This window comes from Nocardia sp. CA-135398 (assembly GCF_050955845.1).
Lineage (GTDB): Bacteria > Actinomycetota > Actinomycetes > Mycobacteriales > Mycobacteriaceae > Nocardia.
This window is the reverse complement of sequence record NZ_CP192084.1, coordinates 2,610,837-2,631,685: the sequence shown is the minus strand read 5'-3', so window position 1 is coordinate 2,631,685 and position 20,849 is coordinate 2,610,837. Positions and strand designations below refer to the sequence as shown.

Below are 20,849 nucleotides of genomic sequence, written 5' to 3'. Positions count from 1 at the left end.
TTACGGGTCCGCGACCGCCGGGCACCGTTGCGGCGCGATTCACTAAGGCGTGCGTTCAACTTCTTCGTCCTTTCCAGCCACTCGCAACCCTCATGTGGCGATTAGGCGACGCTAACCTTACCTTGGCGGAATTTCGACCGTATCGGAACACCCGGGATCCGACAGGTTTAAGCTGTCGCGCGTGGTCGCCCCTCAACCTTCCGTCGCCCCCCATCCGGATATCGCTCCGCTCGCACCATTGCTCGGCACATGGCGCGGACCAGGGCGTGGTGAGTACCCGACCATCGAGTCGTTCGACTATGTCGAGGAAGTAAAGTTCGGCCACCTCGGTCGACCGTTCCTCACCTACCGGCAGCGCACCCGCGCGGCCGACGGCAGCCGACCGATGCACGCCGAAACCGGCTATCTGCGTTGCCCGCGCCCGGATCACGTCGAATTGATCCTGGCCCACCCGACCGGCATCACCGAGATCTGTGAGGGCAGCCTCACCATCATCGATGGTGAACTGCGGATGGAATTCGAATCGACCAGCATCGGCCGCAGCAGTACCGCGAAAGTGGTGACCGCCCTCGGCCGTTCGATCACATTGACCGGCGACACCATCGACTACACCCTGCGCATGGCCGCGGTCGGCGAACCACTGACCCACCACCTCGCGGCGACACTGCACCGCGCCTGATCAGTCGCGGGACGGATCCGGACGCCAGGGCATATACACCCTGCCCTCGGCCTGAGCGGCGGCCTCGGCCGAATGCAGTTGGTACGGCGTGATGCCGCCCGTTTCCCATGCGCCGACGGAGCCCGCGGCGAGGGCTTCGGCCGACTTCGCCGTCAACCCGATCTCATTGCGCACCACCGCGATCGGCCGATCAGCGATCGTGAACCAGTCCAGGTCGAGGAAATCGTGGCTGCCATGGGTGAGTGCGCCGCGTCGCATGGCATCGCCGAGACGGGTCGCCATGCCCGCGGTGCTCAAATGTCCTTCGTTGGCTTCGAACAACCCGGCTCCGGTTTGTAGGTAGCCGGTTTCGAAAAGCGAAATCACCATGGCGAGCAGGCTGAACGCGCGCGGATCGTCATTGGCGCGCGCCATGAAGGCGAATACCTCGATCTCGTTCTCCAGCGTGGTGCCGTATCCGGCGAGCACGTGCACCCAGTCGTGCTGGGCGAGCAGTGGCGGCGCGGAACCAGGCAGACCGGGCGTGACGAAACCACGATCGGCATAGAAATCGGCGACGCCGCGCCCGAGTGTGCCGACGGGCAACTCACGCAGGGTGGCCCAGCGCGCGGCCAAGGCCGGATCATCGCTGACCTGTCCCCAGGACGAATCCAGACTTTCGGTGTGCAATGCGGTCAACCGGCTCGGATCCAACCCGCCGAGATAACCGTTGCGGTCGAAGTCGACCGCGGCGAGTTCGATCGCGCCCTCGGCGTACTTCTGCGCCACCGCGATCATGTCGTCGTCGACCTCGAGCGCGTCGGCGAATTCCCGCAGTTTGGTCGCGATGGTCGACGGCAACGGCCTCACGACCAACGCGGACAGCAGCATCGTCTGCACGATTCGCTCCCGGAAGATCCGGTTGCGCCGGGCCAGCCCGGCCGCCAAGGTCTCGGCATCGATGGACGGCAGGGTTGCCAACTCGACCCGATGCCCGGTCATCGACAGGAACAGCGACGGAATCAGCAACTGCTGCAACGGGGTCAGCCCGTCCGCACCGGACGCCGCGGCGACCACACCACTGGCCAGCAGCGCCACTTCGGCCGCATCCGGCGGGCTCAGCAGTACATCATCCATCCGGTCAACTCCAACAACATCGCCGACGAGGTCCAGCCGGGTGGTGGACGATCACATTATCGATCCGAATTCGGTACGGCGCGTAGTTGTTTCGCCGAGGGCGTAGTCGCTACCGGCACGGCGTGCCATCGATGCGTATGCTGAATTCCATCGCGTGACGCTTCCGTCGGCGAAACAGCCGTGGGGCAGCGGCGGTCCGGAAGCGGATTGCGCTCGGAGGGAATCTGGTGGGCTCTGCGGGCTCGAATCAACCGGCGCTCGATCTTCGAGTGCTCGGACCGGTGCGCCTGCTGGTCGACGATCAGGCGATACCGTTGCCCGGCGCCAAACTCCGCGCGCTGCTCGCCATGCTCGTCATCAACCGTCGCAATGCCGTCGCGAAAACCACACTGGCGAACAGCATCTGGGAAGAGGAGATGCCGAATCGCTCGGTCGACGGCCTCTACGCCTACGTCTCGAATCTGCGCACGATTCTGCGCGCGACGGGGGTCGACGATCGGGCCGTGCTGCGCACCGTGCACGCCGGATATCTGCTCGATATCGGCGAGGATCAATGCGATGTCGGCCGCTTCGAGCGGGCCAGAACCCAGGGCTCGCTGGCCTTCACCACCGGCGATTTGGAAACCGCGGCCGAATGTTTCGCCGACGCGCTCGCGCAGTGGAGCGGTGAGGCGGTCGCCGGACTGCGCGGCCTGCGTTTCGCCGACAATTTCGGCACCGATATGGAAGAACGCCGGTTGAATGCCATCGCCGATCGCCTCGACGCGGATATCGCGTGCGGACGCGAGGGCGCGGTCCTCGGCGAGCTGACCGCATTGACCGCCGAACACGCCGTGAACGAGCGACTCTGGCGACTGTTCATCTCCGCGCTCTACCGGGCCGGCCGCCAGGCCGACGCACTCGCCGCGTGCCTACGCATCCGCCGCAACCTCGCCGACGAACAGGGCATCGATCCGGATCCGCGCACCCTGGCACTGGAGGAGGCGATCCGCAGCCAGCAGGCACTGCCGACGGTGTCCTCCTCGCCCGGGGCGACCAAGCGGGATCTGCCAGATCTACTGCGGCAGGCCTGGCTGCGGGTCGGCGACGGTGAAGCGATCGCCATACCGGCGACCGGGCTGCGAATCGGCCGCGAATGGGATAACGACATCGTGCTCGACGATGCCCGGGTCAGCCGCAAGCACGCGCGCATCGTGCCGCGCGACAACCGGATTTTCATCCGGGATCGGGATTCGGCCAATGGCGTCTACGTCAACGGTGTGCCGATCGGCGCCGATACCGCACTCGCGCACGGCGATGTCATCCGAATCGGTTCCACCACACTGCGTTACGAGATGCCCGATCGCGGCACGCCGCCGGAATCCACCAGTCGCACCAACTCCAGGCGGGTTCAATAACCCGCGGGCAGGGCGGCGAGCATATCGCGCGTCACCGCGACGGCATGGTCCGAACTGCCGCCCTTCACCAGCAATGTCGCGAAGGCCAGATCCCCGCGATAGCCGACGAACCACGAATGCGAGCCGCCGTCGACCTCGGCCTCTCCGGTCTTGCCGTATACCTCACCCTGGTCGGCAATGCGTTCGGCGGTACCGCCGGTGACCACCTTGCGCATCATCACGCGCAGACCATCGATGACCTCCGCACCGATAGCCGGACGGTCCCCCTTGATCTCGGTGGTCCGCCCCGCGATCAGATACGGCACCGGCGCGGACCCGTGCGCGACGGTCGCGGCTAGCACCGCCATTCCGAACGGACTCACCACCACCTTGCCCTGGCCGATGCCGTCCTCGGTGCGCTGGATCATATCGTCGGCCGGTGGCACCGAACCCGATTCGGTCGGCAGGCCGGGAACCGTATATCCCTGTCCCACACCGAATTTCGCGGCGGTATCGTGCAGCGCGTCGCCGGGCAGCGCGCTGGCCAATTTCGCGAACGCGGTATTGCAGGATCGCTCGTAGGCGGTGGCCATCGGCACGTCACCGAGTTGGAAGAGGTTGTAGTTCGGAATTGTCCGCTCCCCGACGTTAATTCGGCTCGGACACGGCAAAACCGTTTCGGGCGTGGCCTTTCCGAGTGACATGGCCGCGGCCGCAGTCACCGTCTTGAAGACCGAGCCCGGCGGATACTGACCGATGGTGGCCACCGGACCGTCGCGGTCGGCCGCCTTGTTCTGTGCGACAGCGAGAATCGCGCCGGTCGAGGGCCGCAGCACCACCATCATGGTCTGTTCCGCGCGGCCGTTGACGGCCCGCTGTGCCGAGTTCTGCACATTGCGATCGATACTGAGCGAGAACGACGGGGCGGGTTGTGCGGGTACCTCGGTGAGTACGTCGGTATCGGCGCCGTTGGCGTTCATGGTGACAACGCTCCAACCCGCTTTGCCGTCCACCTCGGCGATAACCGTCTTGCGAACCTGGGCGAGCAAATCAGGTGCGAAATCCCGGTCGGTGGCGACCATATCCCACTGTTGGGTCACCGTGACTCCGGGCAGGCCGATGAGATCGGCACTGACCTGCTCATATTCGTACTCGCTCAAGAGCGCGACGGTGTACTCGCCCTTGGCGGCGTATGCCGCATTCAGGATCGACTCGGGGGTGAGTCGCTCGTCGAAGCGGTTCAGCGCCGCCGCAAGCGAGTTCGCTGTGTAACCCGGATCCGGAGCGGAGGACACGGTGAACGCGACCCGAGATACCTTGCCCGGCACCAGCACATCGCTGCCGGATTGCTCGTTCACCCTGGCCCGCGGGGCCGGGTTGGCCCGCAGTGCCATGGTCTGGGTGTCGCCGAGTTTGGGGTGGATATCGGAGGAGGTCCAGCGCACCGTCCAGCGACCGTCGCTGCGACCCATCTGCAATTGGCCGGTGTATTTCCAGATCCGATTCTTGGGCAGGCGCCACTCGTAGGTGTAGTCGACGGTGGCGGTATCGCCGGTCACCCTGGCCGCCCCGGTATGCGCGGTCAACTTCTCGGCCTGCAACTCCGCCCATGCCGAACGCAGTGCGGCGGTTGCCTTCTCGGGCTGACCGGTGAGTTCGGCCGCGGCATCGATGTCGCGCTCGGCGAAGGCGGCCAGGAAGGCGTCGGCCGCGGGCACCGGTCCCTGTGGGCTGGCCGAGCAGCCGGATCCCGCCACCGCGAGCGCCGCGACGGCCAGCGTAATGAGCATGCGAGTCGACATCGGGACCGATCGTATAGTCAATGCCGGGCAAACGGCTGTGGCACACCGATGTTCGGCGCCGCGTTCAGTCGAGCAGCACTGTGGCGAAGGTAGCGATCTGCCGGAACCCGACTCGGCTGTAGGCCCGGCGGGCGATGTTGTTGTAGTCGTTCACATACAGACTGGCAGTCCGGCCCGAGGCCACCACCGCATTCGCCACGGCGGCCGTACCGCGGGTGCCAAGCCCCCCGCCGCGCCGTTCGGGATGCACCCACACGCCCTGGATCTGCCCGGTCCGCCGGGACAGCGATCCGACCTCGGCCTTGAACACCACTTCGCCGTCCTCGAAACGCGCCCAGGCGCGGCCGGATTCGATCAGGCTCTGGATCCGGCGCCGATAGCCGCGGCCGCCGTCACCCACGCGCGGATCGACCCCGACCTCCTCGATGAACATGGCGATCGCCGCGGTGAGATAGCGCTCCAACTCATCGGGCCGAACTCGGCGGACCTGCGTATCGGCGGTGGCCAGCGCGGGCTGGCCCATGGCCAACAGTGGCTGCGCACCGCGTAGCTCGCGTTCGGGTCCCCAATGCGCGGACAACATCTCCCACAGCGGCAGCGTCAATTCCTGACGCCCGACCACCGAAGAACACACCCGCGGCCAGCGGACCGCCCGCGTGGCGAAGGCGCGCAACGCATCCTCGTCACCGCGCAGGGGCACCAGATTCGCACCGGAGAAGCACAGGGACTCCGACGGTCCACCCCGACTCCACAGTTCGCCGTGACCGACACCGGTATCCAAGCCGAATTCCTGTAACCGTGCCGCCACCATGCACGAGGCGATCGGATCGCTGTCCAGCACCCGCAGCACCTGTGCCAGATCCCGATTCGCGAGCTGACGCGCGGGGGCATCCTTGGCCCGTCGCGCCGGCTCCAGCAGACTCCGCACATCGACAGCCTGCCACGAATCGGCCGACTCCGGTACGGCTACTCGGGAACCCGCCCGCAACGATCGCTTGCGGGTCGCCCGAAAAGGTCAGCCGTGGCGATCGCTTGCGGGTCGCCCGAAAAGATCAGCCGACCGTGACGACGGGATCGCCCGCGCCTGCCGTCTCGCCCATCTCCTCGGCAATGCGCATGGCCTCTTCGATCAAGGTCTCCACGATCTGCGCCTCCGGCACGGTCTTGATGACCTCGCCCTTCACGAAGATCTGGCCCTTGCCGTTGCCCGAGGCGACACCGAGATCGGCCTCGCGCGCCTCACCCGGACCGTTCACCACACAGCCCATCACGGCCACCCGCAACGGCACCTCCATGCCCTCCAGACCGGCGCTCACCGCATTGGCCAAGGTGTACACATCGACCTGGGCGCGACCGCAGGACGGACAGGAGACGATCTCGAGCTTGCGCGGGCGCAGGTTCAGCGACTGCAGAATCTGCCCGCCGACCTTGACCTCCTCGGCAGGCGGCGCGGACAGCGATACCCGGATCGTGTCGCCGATGCCCTCCGACAGCAACGCACCGAATGCGACGGCGGACTTGATCGTGCCCTGAAACGCCGGACCGGCCTCGGTCACACCGAGGTGCAGCGGGTAATCGGATTGCGCGGCCAACTGGCGGTAGGCCTCGACCATGACCACCGGATCGTTGTGCTTGACCGAGATCTTGATATCGCCGAAGCCGTGGTCCTCGAACAGGCTCGCCTCCCACAGCGCCGATTCGACCAGCGCCTCCGGCGTCGCCTTGCCGTACTTCTCCAACATCCGCTTATCCAGTGAACCGGCATTCACGCCGATGCGGATCGGGATGCCCGCAGCGCCCGCGGCCTTGGCCACCTCGCCGACCCGGCCGTCGAATTCCTTGATATTGCCCGGGTTCACGCGCACCGCGGCACAACCCGCATCAATCGCGGCGAAGATATAGCGCGGCTGGAAATGGATATCCGCGATAACCGGGATCTGACTCTTGCGCGCGATGGTCGCCAATGCGTCGGCGTCCTCCTGGCGCGGACAGGCGACGCGCACGATATCGCAGCCCGAGGCCGTCAGTTCGGCGATCTGCTGCAGGGTGGCGTTGACGTCGTGGGTCTTGGTGGTGGTCATCGACTGCACGGAAATCGGGTGATCGCTGCCGACGCCCACATTGCCCACCATCAACTGGCGGGTCTTGCGGCGAGGCGCGAGAACGGCCGCGGGTGCGGTCGGCATCCCCAATCCGATTGTGCTGGTCACTTTCGGCTGCCTACTTTCGTGCGTACTTTTTCGGGCCGTTCGCCTACCGAGCTTAGCCGCGTGCCGCGGCTGCTCACCCTGTGACTGCCATGACATGAGTCATGACACACAGATGTCCCGAAATGCCAGCAATCCGGCATTTGCGGTGATTATCGCGGCACAACCGCGACAGATCAGCACGTCAGCGGAACAACTGGATCGGATTCACGATGTCGGCGACCAGCGTGAGCACCATATACGCACCGCCGATCACCACTGCGACGTAGGTCACCGGAAGCAGTTTCAGATAGTCGACCGGACCGCCCGGGGCCAGCCCCTTCCAGCCGCGCACGGTATTGCGGATCTTCTCGTAGACCACCACCGCGATATGCCCGCCGTCCAGCGGCAACAGCGGCAACAGGTTGAATGCGCCGAGGAAGAAATTCAGGCTGGCCAGGACCAGGATGAACACGCCCCACAGGCCGCGCTCGGCGGTCTCGCCGCCGATCTTGCTCGCGCCGTACACACTGACCGGCGTTTCCGGATCGCGCTCACCACCGGTCACCGCGGTCCACAGCGCGGAAACTTTCTGTGGCATCTGAGCCAGCGATTCCACGGTGCGCACGAACATCTGCCCGGTGTACGCGCCCGCGGCCGGAATCGCGGCCAGCGCGTTGTACTTCAGTGGTTCGTAGTACTCCGACCCGACGCCGACCGCACTGACCTCGCGACCCGGACTACCGTCGTCGGGGTAGCGCGTGACGCGTTCCGGGGTGACCTCGATGGTCTGGGTCCGACCGTCACGCTCGATGGTGTAGGCGAAAGGGCCGGTCTGCTTCTGCGTTTCGGCGGTGAACTGCTGCCAGGTCGTCACCTTCACGCCGTTGACGGCCTTGACCACGTCACCACGCTGCATACCGGCCCGCTGCGCCGGACCGGTGCCCTGGCAGTCGGCAAGCGACTTGTCCGGATTCTGCTGGGCGACGCATTTCATCGCGCCGATGGTGGTGGCGGGCGGCTGATCGAAGCGCGGCAGGCCCCAGCCGATCGCGAGCACGACCAGCAGCAGGAAGCCGAGCACGAAGTTCATCGCGATCCCGCCGAACATCACGACCAGGCGCTTCCAGGTCTCCTGCCGGTACATGGCCCGGTGGAGATCCTCGGGCGCGAGTTCGTCCAGGGCGGTCATGCCCGCGATATCGCAGAAGCCGCCGAGCGGGAGCGCCTTGAGGCCGTATTCGGTTTCACCGCGCCGGAACGAGAAAATCTTGGGCCCGAAGCCGATGAAATAGCGCCGCACCTTCATGCCGGTGGACTGGGCGGCCCACATATGCCCGCATTCGTGCAGCGCGATCGATATCGTGATGCCGAGGGCGAACAGTACGAACCCCAACGCGAACACCATTTGCTGTACAGCCCTCCTGCGTTGCGCAGCTCGCCTCGAATGAAGTGCGGCCGCCCACAGCGGCCGCGATTACCCGCACAGGCGCGTCCGTCCGCGCCGCGAGCACCCCGACCACAGTAACCGCACGCCGACGAACCCTCTCCGCTAAGTCTGCCAGGCCGCCGCCCTACGGCGCGCCCCATACGGTTCGATCAGCGGTTTACCAGTGTCCGCGCGTAGTCGCGGGCCCAGGTGTCGGCGGCGAGTACGTCCTGCAAAGTCTCGGGCTCGGCGCGCCACCGATCGGCCGCCTCGACCGCGCGGGCAACAGTGCGCACGATATCCGGGAAACGAATGACCCCGTCCAAAAAGGCTTGCACCGCAATCTCATTCGCCGCGTTGTAGACCGCGGTGACGCTGCCGCCCGCGGTGCCCGCCTGCCTGGCCAGCTCGACCGCCGGGAATACCGCATTGTCGACCGGCTCGAATTCCCACGTCGACGCGGTGCTGAAGTCGCAGGCGGCGGCCGCGCCCGGCACGCGATCGGGCCAGCCGAGGGCCAGTGCGATCGGCAGTTTCATATCGGGCGGGCTGGCCTGGGCCAGCGTGGAGCCGTCTTTGAAGGTGACCATGGAGTGCACGATCGACTGCGGATGCACCGTCACATCGATGCGGTCGTAGGGCACCCCGAACAGCAGATGCGTCTCGATCAGTTCGAGGCCCTTGTTCACCAGCGATGCCGAATTCAGCGTATTCATCAGACCCATCGACCAGGTCGGATGCGCCTTCGCCTCGGACGGATTCACCGATTCCAGCATTTCGGTGGTCCAGCCACGGAACGGACCGCCCGACGCGGTCAGCACCAGCCGATCCACCTCCTCGGCCCGACCACCGCGCAGGCACTGGGCCAGCGCGGAATGTTCGGAGTCGACCGGCACGATCTGGCCGGGTGCGGCGGCGCGGGTGACCAGCGAGCCGCCCGCGACGAGCGATTCCTTATTCGCCAGCGCCAGTCGGGTGCCCGATTGCAGGGTGGCCAGGGTCGGCTCCAGACCGAGCGAACCGACCAATGCGTTGAGTACGACATCGGCCTCGGTGCGGTGCACCAGTTCGGTGACCGCGCCGGGGCCGCTCAGTGCCAGGTCGAGTCGGGTGCCCGCGGCCGGATCGGCGACCGCGACATTGCGGGTCCCGGTGGCGGCCATCTGGGCCGCGAGCAGCTCGGTATTGCCGCCACGCGCGGCCAGGCCGACCACCTCGAACTTGTCGGGATTGGCGGCAATCACCTCGAGCGCCTGGGTACCGATGGAACCGGTGCTGCCGAGCAGAAGGACTCTCACGATGTCGGACACGGCCCCATTGTGGCAGGGGTGCTGGCTACGACGAGCGGTCGTATGCCACGATATCGGCAGCAACACCCATACCGAGCTAAGGAGCGATCGTGGCCGCCACGGAACTCGAACCCACCAGTGACCGCGCAATCGTCACCCATGTGGACACCGCCGAGGTTCCGTCCGCCGAATGGGGCTGGAGTGGAGAATCACGCCGCACCTTCCGTGTCGCGGGCTGGGTCGTCTGCGTGATCCTGCTGGCCATGACGATCGGCAACCACAAGGGCCACATCGAGGATGTGTTCCTTGTCGGTTTCGCGGCCGTGATCGCGGGCATCTTGATCCGCGACTCGATTCTGCGCCGCAAGCCTCGGTAGTTCACCGAAAGTTGTTGACTTGCTGGGGGATTCGCCCGCCTAACGGCCTCGTCGCTTGGCGGGCTTCTTCTTGGCTCCGGCATTCTTGACGACATTCCTCGCCGAGCGCTTGGCGGTGGTTTTCTTCGGCTCGGGCTCCTTGCGCTGAGCCTGGGCGCGCGAGCTGCGTTCCGAGCGGCCGCGCACGATGCCGACGAACTCCTCGATCAGTTCTGTGGTCTGTGCGGCGGGCCAGGCCAGAGCGATTTCGGTCTCCGGGACGCCCATCATCGTCCGGTAGACGAGGTCACGGCGGGCGTGCAGGCGGGCGATGGAATGCGGAACGATGGCGACGCCGACACCGGCCGCGACCAATTCGATGGTGCCCGCGATCGCATCGATATCGCGCGAGTCCTGGATCCGTTCGCCCTCCAGATCGCCCATGCCGACCTGTTCGAAAAGTGACAGGGTGTGGTCCTTGGGCAGCACGACGACGGGCAGCTCACGGTAGAGCGAAATCGCGCTCAGACCTGCACGATCAATGGGGAGGCGGACGAAGCAGGCGTCGACTTGCCCGGCGCGCAGCGCGGCGAGTTGTTCGGCCATCGGAATCGGGATGACCTCCAGAGTGGCATCCGGAAACCGCTCACCCCAGATCCGCGTCCACTTGGAGACCGTGACGCCGGGTACGAAGCCGACCCGCAGCGCGACATCCGCCGGGGCCACCGGCTCGGGCTCTTCGCCGCGCGCGATGATGTCCCTGGCCTCGCGCAGCAACTGCTGTCCGGCCTCGGTCAGCTGCGTCGGCTGAGCGCCGGGTACAAAGAGTTTGGTCCCGAGTTCGTGCTCCAAGTCGATCACCGTGTGACTCAACTTCTGCCGCGAAATGTGCAGCGATTTCGCCGCGCGCGCGAAATGCAGTTCCTCGGCAACCGCGACAAACCAGCGCAGGTGGGTCACGTCGATGGACTCGGGGTTCATTCGTAAGAGGGTATTGCCAACGGCGCCATCGACTCGCCAGGCGGGTGGTCTGGAGCCGCCGCCGGGCCGGATACGCTATAGCGGTGAGCCCGGATAAGAAACCGCAGACCATGAAGCCGCTGACCGCGGCGAACAAGCTCGGCATCTACCTTCCGGCGACGCCTGAGGAATTCCGCAACTCCCCGATCTCGCGCGCCGAACTCGAACAGTTGCGCACCGATCCCCCGGCCTGGCTGACCGAACTGCGCAAGACCGGCCCCTTCCCGCGCGATATCGTCGCCCGCAAACTCGGAGTTTCCAATACCGCCCTGGCCCGCGCCGAGGTCTCCGACGCGATGGACGCCGAGGAAATCGCCGCCCTGCTCGCCGACCCGCCCGAATGGCTGATCCGCGAGCGCGAGAACTACGCCGCGGTGCGCAAGGAAAACGAGCGCATCAAAACCCAGCAGGCCGAACGCCGCGCCGCCGCCAACCGGCCCGCCAAGAACCGCACCTAGCACAGCCGCACCCGACGGGGGTGCGGCTGTATTTCGGCGGAAGCGATTACGTCGCACCGGGTTTCGTGGCGACCAGTTGGCAGGCTCCGTCGGTGCACGAGCGCTGCAGTCGGCCGCGCGAGAGGGTCTGCAGCAAGCCGATCGCCCAGCAGGTCGGGCAGCCGCGCAGGGCGACGAGCCCGACCGGTAGGAGCAGCAGGCTGATCGGGCCAACCGCCGGCATGAGGGCGAACGAAGCGATGACAGCGCCGAATCCGATTGCGCCACGGGCCAAGTGGCGCGATAACGACGCACTGGCGAACTCGTCAGGCATTACCGACCTCCAAACTCTGCTGCACCGCCGAACGTGCCCGATGCAGCCGTGATTTCATCGCCGCGGTGCTCAGTCCGAGCAGATCCGCGACCATTCGACCGCTGTACCCCTGCACATCTCGCATGATCAGCACCCGCCGCTGGTCGCCGGGCAGTGCCGCGATCGCGGCGGCCACCCGCTCGGCCTCCAATCGATTGATCGCCTCTTCTTCCGCCGAGGCGATAGCCGAGTCGGGAACCGCCTCGGCCCGACGCACACGCAACCGCACTTGCCGCAGACATTCATTGCGCACGATCCGAAACATCCACGAGGCCAACGCACCCGATGCCCGCAGTGTCCCGATCTTGCGATACAGAATGATCAACGCCTCCTGCGCCGCGTCCTCGGCATCCTCCGGCGTCGCGCACAGCGAGTAGGCGAACCGCCGCACATGTGGATGCGATCCGGACACCAGCGAGGTGATCGACTCGATATCGCCCGCCCGCGCCGCGGCGACGAGATGTTCGTCGGGCCAGCACACCTCGGTCACCGCGACCGGCTCCACCGCCGCAGCACGGTGATGCTGCACGCGCAAATGAGCAGCGCCCCAACAACAATCGCGGCAATGATCACGACAAACCTCCGATCTCGTGCCGACCGTGTTGCCGACACAAGTATGAGAGGTGTAAACCGGCACAAAGGATTCACCGCAATCCAGCGGTGCGGCTCGATCCATGCGGACAAACGACCAGACGTTGTTACCATGTGCCCAGGGAAATAAAGGGAGGTGCGGTGGCTGAGGCCGATCGGGCGCCGGTGCGCGTCGATCCATCCAAGCCCAACGCTGCTCGGGTGTACAACTACCTGCTCGGCGGTAAGGACAACTACGAGGTGGACCAGCGAGTCGCCGAGCGAATGCTCGCAGTCGCGCCGGACACCAAGACGACGGCCTGGTTCAGTCGCAAATTCCTGCTCAACGCCGTGGAAGACGCGGCGAAGGCGGGGATTCGGCAGTTCATCGATATCGGCGCCGGAATCCCCATCTCGCCCAATGTGCACGAGATAGCGCAGAAGGTCGACCCCTCGGCACGCGTCGTGATGATCGACTACGACCCGGTCGTGTACGTGCACACCAACGCGCTGCTGTCCGGTACGTCCGGTGTCACATCGATACTCGGTGATATTCGCCGAACGGACGAGATCATCGAGAAGGCGCGGACCGAGGGACAGATCGACTTCGACCAGCCGGTAGCGATTCTGATTGTCGGCGTACTGCATTTCGTGATGGACGACGAAGATCCGGCCGGGATCATCGCGCGACTGCGCGATGTGATGGCGCCGGGAAGCATCCTGGCCTTCACCCACGGGTCGGTCGACACCTACACGGAGTTCGTGGCGCGGTCGACCGGCGATACCGACGGCAGTTCGGCGCAGGTCCAATTCCGGACCCCGGATATGGTGGCGGCCTACCTGGACGGTTTCGAGGTCGTCGAACCCGGTCTGGTGCCGGTACAGGATTGGCTCGACGACGATCTGCCACGCACCAAGTTGGTGCTGTTGGGCGGCATCGGTCGCAAGCCCTAGGTCGCGGCGAGCGTATCGGCGCGGGCCGCGAGCGCGTCGGCGATCGGACGTGGACGGCGACCGAGGCCACAGGCACTCGCGACGCCGTCCACCGGTCTCTCCAGAGCGTTCTCGATCATCCGTAGGGTCTCGACCTGCTCTGCGACCGTGGGAGTGTCGTGGACGAATCCCGCATAGAAATTGGTGCCCTCGTCGAGTGCCAGGTCAGCCAACGGTGCGTAGAACCCGGGATCCGTCGATGGCGGGATATCGCCCGCGGCGAGCGGACCGTGCACGTAGGTCAGCGGGCGATCCGATGGCCATTGCCGGACAACGGAATTGGCCAGCTCGACGAACGGGCGCAGATCACGCATGTGCGCACGCGACTTGTTGCGCATGCTGCCGACGCATAGGTGAACACCGAATTTCGTTCCGGCAGGGGAGGATTCGGCCACCGCGGCGATCCCCTCCCCAAGGTGCAATGCCGCCTCCACCCGCTCGTGCAACGGTTGTGTCTTCGCCATGAGCACCATTTCCGCGGTGGCCTCCAATTGCACGACCACCTCGGTACCGACCAGTTCGTGGATGGCCGCGATATCGCGCACGGTCGCGTCCCGGAATGCCTTGCGATGCGACCGGACACCGGAAATCCCCATGGCGATGAAGGCCAGGGTGAAATCGGTCGGCATACCGATCTGCAGGGTTAGTTCGGGCAGCTCGCGCGCCGCGCGCAAATCCCGAAATATCGGGAGCGCCTCCTCGGCCTCGGCGAGATAACCGAGGTCCATCATCTCGCCGGTCAGCTCGCGGCCGGGCGGGACGCGATGGATCGTCCGTTCTCTGCTCGACCGCCACGTACCGGACTTCTTCACTTCCAATGCGCCCTGCGCAACCAGAGCCTCGATGATCGGCTGAATGTAGAACTCATAGCGGCGCGTTTCGCCGGTCGGGAGCGTGCGTAGGCGCGGTCCCGCGGCATCGAGCATCGCGCGCATCGCGTCGTCGGTACTCGTACCCGGAAAGCTGCCGACGAAATGCACACCACGCGAACCCATGCCGTGCATCGTAGATCGCATCGTCGCCACGCAACCCCATAGCTACGGAACTTCATGTGCGGTATGGTGATTCGCCAGAAGATGGCGCGGCGCACGATATTTCCCATTCGGAGGGAACGCGGTGACGAAGAAGCTCTACGCCCGGATGCTGGTGGCCGCCACCGCGGCGGCGACAATGCTCGGTGTGGTACCGGGCACGGCCGGTGCCGATCCGGCCGCCGCACCCGACCGTTGTCAGGAGATCTCCTTCCCGGTGCCGCAGGGGAGCTTGGGCGCGACCCTGTGCCTGCCGGACCGGCCGACCGACACCGTCATGGTGTTGATGGCGGGCTCCAATTACAACCACACCTACTGGGATTTCCCTTACGCCCCAGAGACTTACAGCTTCCGGCGCGCGATGAACGCCGCGGGCTACGCGACGCTGGTGGCCGATCGACTCGGTAACGGCGCGAGCACTCGTCCGCCGAGCATGTCACTGACCGCCACAGCCACCGCGGAAGCCTTGCACAACATTGTGCAGGCCCTGCGCCACGGACTCGCGGGCGCACAACCGTTCGGCAAGGTCGTCACCGGTGGTCATTCGCTGAGTTCGGGCACCTCGGTCATGGAGGCCACCACCTATCACGACGTCGACGGCGTGCTGCTCACCGGATACTCACACACCCTGAGCGTGCCGGACGTCCTCGGCGTGATCGGCACCTACTACCAAGCGGTGCAGGATCCTGTATTCGCCAGCCGCGGATACGATTCGGGCTATCTCGTGACTCGGCCGGGCACCCGCGCCGGTGATTTCTTCGGACCGGATAATTTCGATCCGCAGGTGCTCGCGATCGATGAGGCGACCAAGGAAACCTTCTCGCTCACCGAATACCCCGACGGACTGACCTCCACGCTGCCCGGTATGTCCACCTTCATCACCGCTCCGGTCATGCTGGTCAATGGCAGTTTGGACCGGTTGTCGTGCGGACCCGCCTATTCGATCTGCGCCGATAGCGCGACACTGCAAGCCGCGGAGGCCGCGTTTTTCAGTCCGGCGGCACGGTTGCGCACCTTCGTGCTGCCCGGCAGCGGACATTCGGTGAATCTCGCACGGAACACCGCGCAGTATCAGGCCGCCGTCATCGACTGGATGAAGTCGGTCGTCGGATAGCTCGATCTAGTTGCGGCAGTTCAGTTTCCGTGATCACAACGGATTGAACTGCGGAGGGAATGGGCGCACCACCGCCGCCGCGCGGCCATATGCCTCGGGATCGCACAGGTAGCGCACCGGCTGACCTTCCGCCAGTGCGCGATAGCCCGGCACATCGATACGGCTGTATTCCACGAAAACCGGCCGCTGCCGAACACCGTCGGGATCGATGAAGCCGAATCCACGCTGTTCGTCGAACCAGGCCACCGTACCGGTCAGCCATACCGAGGTCGGATCGATAACGCTGCTCATCGTAGGCCTCCACGAGGTCGGAATCGGCGATACCCCCGCATTGGTCCTACCCGCGAATACGACTGGTAAACGCCACTTTTCAGGGCACGAAATCGAGGCAGGAGCGGGGACATCGACTCGATTAGTCGAGCGGATCCGGGGTAGGTCGCAGATGTGGTCCGAACCGGGGCCGCAGATAGTTCCAACTACCGAAAAGGAGTGCCGACCATGGCAGATCCGAAGAACCCCGGGCAGTTCGGCAATCGCAAGGACACCCAGGAGCAGGCCAGCAAGGGCGGAAAGGCCAGCACCGGCAGCTTCGGCCAGAAGAACGCCGCGGACCCGCACGAGGCCGGTCGTAAGGGCGCCCTGGCACAGCCGACGGCGGCCAAGCAGAAGGGTGGCCAGCACAGCCACAGCGGCAGCTAGCTCCACCTGTCGAACGGGTCCCGGTCATTTCGATCCGGGGCCCATTCGCATGCGTCGAATATCGCGGGCGAACCTGGGTAAGCGGCCGACATGGTCACCTTCGGATACTTCTTAGCCAGCGAACAGTTCGGGCCGAAAGAACTCGTCGAGCAGGCCAAACGCGCCGAACAGGCCGGGTTCGAACGGCTGTGGATCTCCGACCATTTCCATCCGTGGAATGACGCCGAGGGCCACAGCCCCTTCGTGTGGGGCACCATCGGGGCGCTCTCGGAGGCCACCGACCTACCGATCACTACCGCGGTCACCTGCCCCACCGTCCGCATCCATCCCGTGATCATCGCGCAGGCCGCCGCGACCGCAGCGGTCCAACTCGACGGCAAGTTCATTCTCGGCGTCGGCAGCGGTGAGGCGCTCAACGAGCACATTCTCGGCGATCCTTGGCCCTCGCCCACGGTCCGACTCGAAATGCTCGAGGAGGCGGTCCAGCTCATCCGGCGGCTGCACCGCGGCGACAACGTCAACCATCGCGGCGAGTACTACACCGTGCAGGACGCCAGAATCTACACCCTGCCCGACAATCCTGTGCCGATCTACATCTCCGGATTCGGCCCGCGGGCAACGCAATTGGCCGCCCGGATCGGCGACGGCTTCTGCACCGTACTGCCCGATGCCGATGCGGTCGACACCTTCCGTACCGCGGGCGGCGGCGCGAAACCGGTCCAGGCAGGCGCCAAGGTCAGCTGGTCCCGCGACGAGGAGTCGGGTCTGGATGCCGCACACCGCCTCTGGGCCAATGAGCTGCTGCCGGGCCAGCTTTCCCAAACTCTGCCGAGGCCGTGCGATTTCGAGGACGCGATGAGCCTCATCGATCGCGAATCCACCCGCGACCACTTCGCCACCGGGCCCGACCCGGAACGTCATATCCGCCAGCTTCGGCAGTATCTCGATGCCGGTGTCGACGAACTGTACGTCCAACAGATCGGGCCCGACCTGGATGGCTTCTTCACCGCGTGGGAGAAGGAGATCCAGCCGGCCCTGGGCTGAACCGAGACCGCCTAGGCCGGTACCGCGACGGTCGCCCGGTTCCAGACCCGGTGCCGGGCAACCGCATTCGCGAAACCCTCGATGAAGTCATCGGCCACGCCCGCACCGTTGGCGGTCGTGGTGAAGACACCTGCTCGCGCGTCCTGATCGGCATCGGATACGACACCGGCGACCCGCAGCAGCGTCAAACCCGCACCGAAACCGCCGATCGGTTTGGCGTGTTTGAATGCCTCCAGGACGAAATGCACCGCCGCGCCATTGCCCGCCAGCGTGTCGGCCGACTGCTTTCCACCCGCGACCAGCACCGCATCGTAGAGAACCGAGGCGACGGTGGCCAAAGACCGGTCCACCGTGAGGGTTTCGCCGTCACTGCCGTCGCCGCCCAACGTACCGGCATGCGGCGCAAGCACTTCGGGTACCGCACCACGGTCGGTCAACCACGTTTTGATGCGGCGTACACCGAGCGTGTCCACACCGTCGGCGGCCAGGATCGCGATCTTGCGGGTCGCGATGGTGTCGGTGACCGTATTCAGTTGCGACAGTACGGGAGATACCACCGCCTCCCGATCACCCGAGTCCGATTGCGGTACTGGCATACCCAGTTCACTCGCGACCCGCTCGGCCAGCTCGGGTTCGATCCGCACCAGATGTTCGAGCACCCTGGTCCGGATGATCGGCCGCTCTACCTTGCCCAGTTCGAAGGCGAAGGCGGCGATGATGTGATCGGCCTCCGGCGGTGACATACTGCGCCAGAACATTCGTGGCTGGCGGTAGTACTCCCGAAAACTGCTGGCGCGCTGTCGAATAGTCGAACCGGTGAGCGGCTCGGCATAATGCTGGAACATTTCGGTGTCCGCAAGTGCCGGACAACCGCCACCGATGCTGTTCTTGGTATACGCGGCCTCGCCCTGCGGAATGGCATGCTGACCGTAGCCATCTTGCTGGTGATTGCGCACATCGGCGACCGGCCGATTGATCGGCAGCTGGGCGAAATTCGGCCCACCCAAGCGGATCAACTGGGTGTCCAGGTAGGAGAAGTTGCGCAACTGCAGCAGCGGATCATCGGTGAAGTCGATGCCGGGCACCAGATTGGCGGTGTGGAAGGCCACCTGCTCGGTCTCGGCGAAGAAGTTGTCCGGGTTGCGATCCAGCACCATGCGGCCGACGGGCTGCACCGGAACCTGTTCTTCCGGAATGATTTTCGTCGCATCGAGCAGGTCGAAGTCGAAGCCGAATTCGTTCTCGTCCGAAACCAGCTGCACGCCGAGCTCCCACTCCGGATACTGGCCCGCCGCGATGCAATCCCACAGATCACGTCGATTGAAGTCGGGATCACGTCCGGCGATCTGCTGACATTCGTCCCAGACCAGCGAATGCACGCCGAGTTTCGGGGTCCAGTGGAACTTCACGAAGGTGCCTCGGCCCTCGCGGTTGACGAGCCGGAAGGTGTGTACACCGAAGCCCTGCATCATGCGATAGCTGCGTGGCAGTGCCCGGTCCGACATCAGCCACATGATCGCGTGCAGTGTCTCGGGCTGCTGACCGACGAAGTCCCACAATGTGTCGTGCGCGGAGGCGGCCTGCGGAATCTCGTTGTGCGGCTCGGGCTTCACCGCATGCACGAAGTCCGGGAATTTGATTCCGTCCTGGATGAAGAACACCGGGAAGTTATTGCCGACCAGATCATAATTGCCCTGGGCGGTATAGAACTTCGTCGCGAAACCACGCACATCGCGCACGGTATCCGCGGATCCGCGGGAGCCGGCGACTGTCGAAAACCGCACGAACACCGGCGTTTCCACGCTCGAATCGGTGAGGAAGCGGGCAGTGGTGAATTCGCCGAGCCAGCCGTCATAGGGGCGGAAGTGTCCATAGGCGCCCGCACCTCGGGCGTGGACCACTCGTTCCGGGATCCGCTCGTGGTCGAAGTGGGTGATCTTCTCCCTGGCATGGAAATCGGCCAGCAGCGTCGATCCGCGCTCTCCCACTTTCAGGGCGTCATCGGTGCTGTCCACCCGCACGCCCTGCTGGGTGGTCAGCTTTCCCTGTTCACGATCCACCCGGTAGCGATCCAATTGGCGCTGCTTCTCATTCGATGCGCCGTTCCTGTTCGTAGCGTCGGTCATGCCGTTCACCCCTCGGTCTTGCGGCGCCAATCGCGCACCGCGTCGCGAATCCGGTCGAAGAGCGCAAGCGGCGGTCCGACAACGATATTCGCCAGCGCCGACTCCCCCGCCTCCGGATGCGGCCGGGTCGGGGCTACGGCCTCGGCGACCCGCACGACATCGGCTAGTACCGCACTCTCATTGGCGGAAATCTCTTGGCGCAGCTGGTCGAATTCCTCCTTCTCCTCCATATCGGCGTGTTCGATGACCGATTCGGCGAAGGATCGGAACTTGGCATCGAAATCCGCATGCTGCACACCCATGTCGTAGAGCTCGACCAAGACATGCTTGGCCTCTTCCTCTTCGCGCAACCTGCTGTCGACAACGCTGTCGGGCACCGACGCGCGCCGTGATGCCGGATGCACCACCTCCTCTTCGGCACTTTCGTGCACGGCCAGCGTGCGGACCAACTCCTCGAACGGCTCGCGCTTGGCCGCGCCCTGCGCGAGCTGTACTTTTTCGATCAGGCCCTTGATCAGTTCGTGCTGGGCCAGCAAGAGCGTGACGACGTCTTCCTTCTGACCGGTGGCCATTGCGTACCTCCTCGATCGGGGACGGAGCCACCGCGGCTCCTCTCGTCCGCGCATACCCCCGAGCGGCACCCTCACACCTGAGGACCAGGCAGTGCGGACGAGCCGAAGCCGAGCCGGTTCTCGGGTCGCGATCAGTCCGTCGACACTGCCTCCACCACGCCGCCGGTATCGGCATTGCCGAGCGCGACGGCCACATCGGCCTGCGCCACAATGCCCACCAACTGATCACCGTCGAGCACCGGCACCCGACGGATCTGATGCACGGACATCACATTGAGCACCTCATCGGCCTCGGTGCTCGCCTGCACCGTGATCGGTGTGCCCTCGGCCAGCTCCCCGGCATTGACGCCGAGCGGATCCTTGTTCTCGGCAAGTACCTTCACCACGATGTCACGGTCGGTCAGCATGCCCTTGAGCCGATTGTCCTCACCACAGATCGGCAGCGCGCCCACGCTCAGCTGTTTCATCAGCTTGGCGGCCTCCACCACCGAATCGCTGGATCGCACGCACTGCACACCTTCGGTCATCAGTTCACGCGCCGTTGTCATAGTCGTCCTCCTATTCGTCGCAAGCAGATTCGGTGTCGCGGTACCCGTCGTGATACCCGATACACCCTTGATCCGCCCTGATTGACCCC

General features: G+C 65.3%; 22 protein-coding genes. 8 read left to right on the top strand and 14 right to left on the bottom strand.

The annotated features are described in order from the left end of the window. Positions 1 to 172 precede the first annotated feature (172 nt). On the top strand, positions 173 to 679 hold the full coding sequence (locus ACQP1T_RS11705) for a peroxynitrite isomerase (protein WP_433762147.1): 507 nt from the start codon (positions 173 to 175) through the stop codon (positions 677 to 679). Here ACQP1T_RS11705 and ACQP1T_RS11700 read toward each other — a convergent pair whose 3' ends face one another. Beyond that, on the bottom strand, positions 680 to 1,795 hold the full coding sequence (locus ACQP1T_RS11700; protein WP_433759958.1) for a hypothetical protein: 1,116 nt from the start codon (positions 1,793 to 1,795) through the stop codon (positions 680 to 682). A gap of 227 nt (positions 1,796 to 2,022) precedes the next feature. On the opposite strand from ACQP1T_RS11700, the gene ACQP1T_RS11695 reads away from it, so the two are divergent. Further along, a complete protein-coding gene (locus ACQP1T_RS11695) occupies positions 2,023 to 3,192 on the top strand; it encodes a BTAD domain-containing putative transcriptional regulator (protein ID WP_433759956.1) in 1,170 nt (389 codons plus the stop codon). Here the strand turns inward: ACQP1T_RS11695 and ACQP1T_RS11690 are convergent. From ACQP1T_RS11690 to dxr, 5 genes are all read right to left on the bottom strand, one after another. Next, entirely contained in the window at positions 3,186 to 4,973 is a 1,788-nt protein-coding gene (locus ACQP1T_RS11690; RefSeq protein WP_433759955.1) for a penicillin-binding transpeptidase domain-containing protein, read from the bottom strand. The two genes, ACQP1T_RS11695 and ACQP1T_RS11690, sit on opposite strands and share 7 nt — an antisense overlap. A gap of 64 nt (positions 4,974 to 5,037) precedes the next feature. After that, the gene (locus tag ACQP1T_RS11685) at positions 5,038 to 5,901 is read right to left on the bottom strand and encodes a GNAT family N-acetyltransferase (RefSeq protein ID WP_433759954.1); all 864 of its coding nucleotides are present in this window, start codon (positions 5,899 to 5,901) and stop codon (positions 5,038 to 5,040) included. 124 nt (positions 5,902 to 6,025) lie between these two features. After that, positions 6,026 to 7,183, bottom strand: a complete 1,158-nt coding sequence (ispG, locus tag ACQP1T_RS11680; RefSeq protein ID WP_433759953.1) for a flavodoxin-dependent (E)-4-hydroxy-3-methylbut-2-enyl-diphosphate synthase — start codon at positions 7,181 to 7,183, stop codon at positions 6,026 to 6,028. A 181-nt stretch (positions 7,184 to 7,364) separates the two neighbouring features. Further along, entirely contained in the window at positions 7,365 to 8,567 is a 1,203-nt protein-coding gene (locus ACQP1T_RS11675; RefSeq protein WP_433759951.1) for a M50 family metallopeptidase, read from the bottom strand. A 191-nt stretch (positions 8,568 to 8,758) separates the two neighbouring features. Beyond that, positions 8,759 to 9,898, bottom strand: coding sequence for a 1-deoxy-D-xylulose-5-phosphate reductoisomerase (dxr, locus tag ACQP1T_RS11670; protein WP_433759950.1), 1,140 nt, complete (start codon positions 9,896 to 9,898; stop codon positions 8,759 to 8,761). Between the two features lie 89 nt (positions 9,899 to 9,987). Between dxr and ACQP1T_RS11665 the strand changes: the two genes are divergently transcribed. After that, the gene (locus tag ACQP1T_RS11665; protein ID WP_433759949.1) at positions 9,988 to 10,254 is read left to right on the top strand and encodes a DUF2631 domain-containing protein; all 267 of its coding nucleotides are present in this window, start codon (positions 9,988 to 9,990) and stop codon (positions 10,252 to 10,254) included. Positions 10,255 to 10,293: 39 nt separating this feature from the next. Here the strand turns inward: ACQP1T_RS11665 and ACQP1T_RS11660 are convergent, their stop codons facing one another. Beyond that, on the bottom strand, positions 10,294 to 11,214 hold the full coding sequence (locus tag ACQP1T_RS11660; protein ID WP_433759948.1) for a LysR family transcriptional regulator: 921 nt from the start codon (positions 11,212 to 11,214) through the stop codon (positions 10,294 to 10,296). An 83-nt stretch (positions 11,215 to 11,297) separates the two neighbouring features. Here ACQP1T_RS11660 and ACQP1T_RS11655 point away from each other — a divergent pair, with 83 nt between their 5' ends. Beyond that, entirely contained in the window at positions 11,298 to 11,711 is a 414-nt protein-coding gene (locus tag ACQP1T_RS11655; protein WP_433759947.1) for a DUF5997 family protein, read from the top strand. Positions 11,712 to 11,757: 46 nt separating this feature from the next. Here the strand turns inward: ACQP1T_RS11655 and ACQP1T_RS11650 are convergent, their stop codons facing one another. Together ACQP1T_RS11650 and ACQP1T_RS11645 are read right to left on the bottom strand one after the other, a co-directional pair. Beyond that, positions 11,758 to 12,024: a hypothetical protein gene (locus tag ACQP1T_RS11650; RefSeq protein ID WP_433759946.1), complete on the bottom strand. Its 267-nt coding sequence runs from the start codon at positions 12,022 to 12,024 to the stop codon at positions 11,758 to 11,760. After that, the gene (locus ACQP1T_RS11645; protein ID WP_433759945.1) at positions 12,017 to 12,592 is read right to left on the bottom strand and encodes an RNA polymerase sigma factor; all 576 of its coding nucleotides are present in this window, start codon (positions 12,590 to 12,592) and stop codon (positions 12,017 to 12,019) included. Before ACQP1T_RS11645 ends, ACQP1T_RS11650 begins: the two co-directional genes overlap by 8 nt. A 203-nt stretch (positions 12,593 to 12,795) precedes the next feature. Here ACQP1T_RS11645 and ACQP1T_RS11640 point away from each other — a divergent pair, with 203 nt between their 5' ends. Then, entirely contained in the window at positions 12,796 to 13,587 is a 792-nt protein-coding gene (locus tag ACQP1T_RS11640; protein ID WP_433759944.1) for an SAM-dependent methyltransferase, read from the top strand. On the opposite strand, the gene ACQP1T_RS11635 is transcribed toward ACQP1T_RS11640, so the two are convergent. Then, positions 13,584 to 14,621: a hypothetical protein gene (locus ACQP1T_RS11635; RefSeq protein WP_433759943.1), complete on the bottom strand. Its 1,038-nt coding sequence runs from the start codon at positions 14,619 to 14,621 to the stop codon at positions 13,584 to 13,586. The two genes, ACQP1T_RS11640 and ACQP1T_RS11635, sit on opposite strands and share 4 nt — an antisense overlap. Before the next feature lie 121 nt (positions 14,622 to 14,742). Here ACQP1T_RS11635 and ACQP1T_RS11630 point away from each other — a divergent pair, with 121 nt between their 5' ends. Then, entirely contained in the window at positions 14,743 to 15,771 is a 1,029-nt protein-coding gene (locus tag ACQP1T_RS11630) for an alpha/beta hydrolase (protein WP_433759942.1), read from the top strand. Between the two features lie 33 nt (positions 15,772 to 15,804). On the opposite strand, the gene ACQP1T_RS11625 is transcribed toward ACQP1T_RS11630, so the two are convergent. Next, a complete protein-coding gene (locus tag ACQP1T_RS11625) occupies positions 15,805 to 16,062 on the bottom strand; it encodes a cold shock domain-containing protein (RefSeq protein WP_433759941.1) in 258 nt (85 codons plus the stop codon). Positions 16,063 to 16,269: 207 nt separating this feature from the next. Between ACQP1T_RS11625 and ACQP1T_RS11620 the strand changes: the two genes are divergently transcribed. Both ACQP1T_RS11620 and ACQP1T_RS11615 read left to right on the top strand, forming a co-directional pair. Next, positions 16,270 to 16,470 carry a hypothetical protein gene (locus ACQP1T_RS11620; RefSeq protein WP_433759940.1) on the top strand — a complete coding sequence of 67 codons (201 nt, stop codon included), beginning with the start codon at positions 16,270 to 16,272 and terminating at the stop codon, positions 16,468 to 16,470. Between the two features lie 90 nt (positions 16,471 to 16,560). Next, positions 16,561 to 17,514 carry a TIGR03557 family F420-dependent LLM class oxidoreductase gene (locus ACQP1T_RS11615; RefSeq protein ID WP_433759939.1) on the top strand — a complete coding sequence of 318 codons (954 nt, stop codon included), beginning with the start codon at positions 16,561 to 16,563 and terminating at the stop codon, positions 17,512 to 17,514. 11 nt (positions 17,515 to 17,525) lie between these two features. Here the strand turns inward: ACQP1T_RS11615 and ACQP1T_RS11610 are convergent, their stop codons facing one another. The 3 genes from ACQP1T_RS11610 to ACQP1T_RS11600 form a co-directional block, all read right to left on the bottom strand. Then, positions 17,526 to 19,640 (bottom strand): catalase, encoded by a 2,115-nt coding sequence (locus ACQP1T_RS11610; protein WP_433759938.1) that lies wholly within the window; start codon positions 19,638 to 19,640, stop codon positions 17,526 to 17,528. A gap of 5 nt (positions 19,641 to 19,645) precedes the next feature. Next, positions 19,646 to 20,212 (bottom strand): hemerythrin domain-containing protein, encoded by a 567-nt coding sequence (locus tag ACQP1T_RS11605; protein ID WP_433759937.1) that lies wholly within the window; start codon positions 20,210 to 20,212, stop codon positions 19,646 to 19,648. A 131-nt stretch (positions 20,213 to 20,343) separates the two neighbouring features. Further along, entirely contained in the window at positions 20,344 to 20,760 is a 417-nt protein-coding gene (locus ACQP1T_RS11600; protein ID WP_433759936.1) for a CBS domain-containing protein, read from the bottom strand. Positions 20,761 to 20,849: the final 89 nt, after the last annotated feature.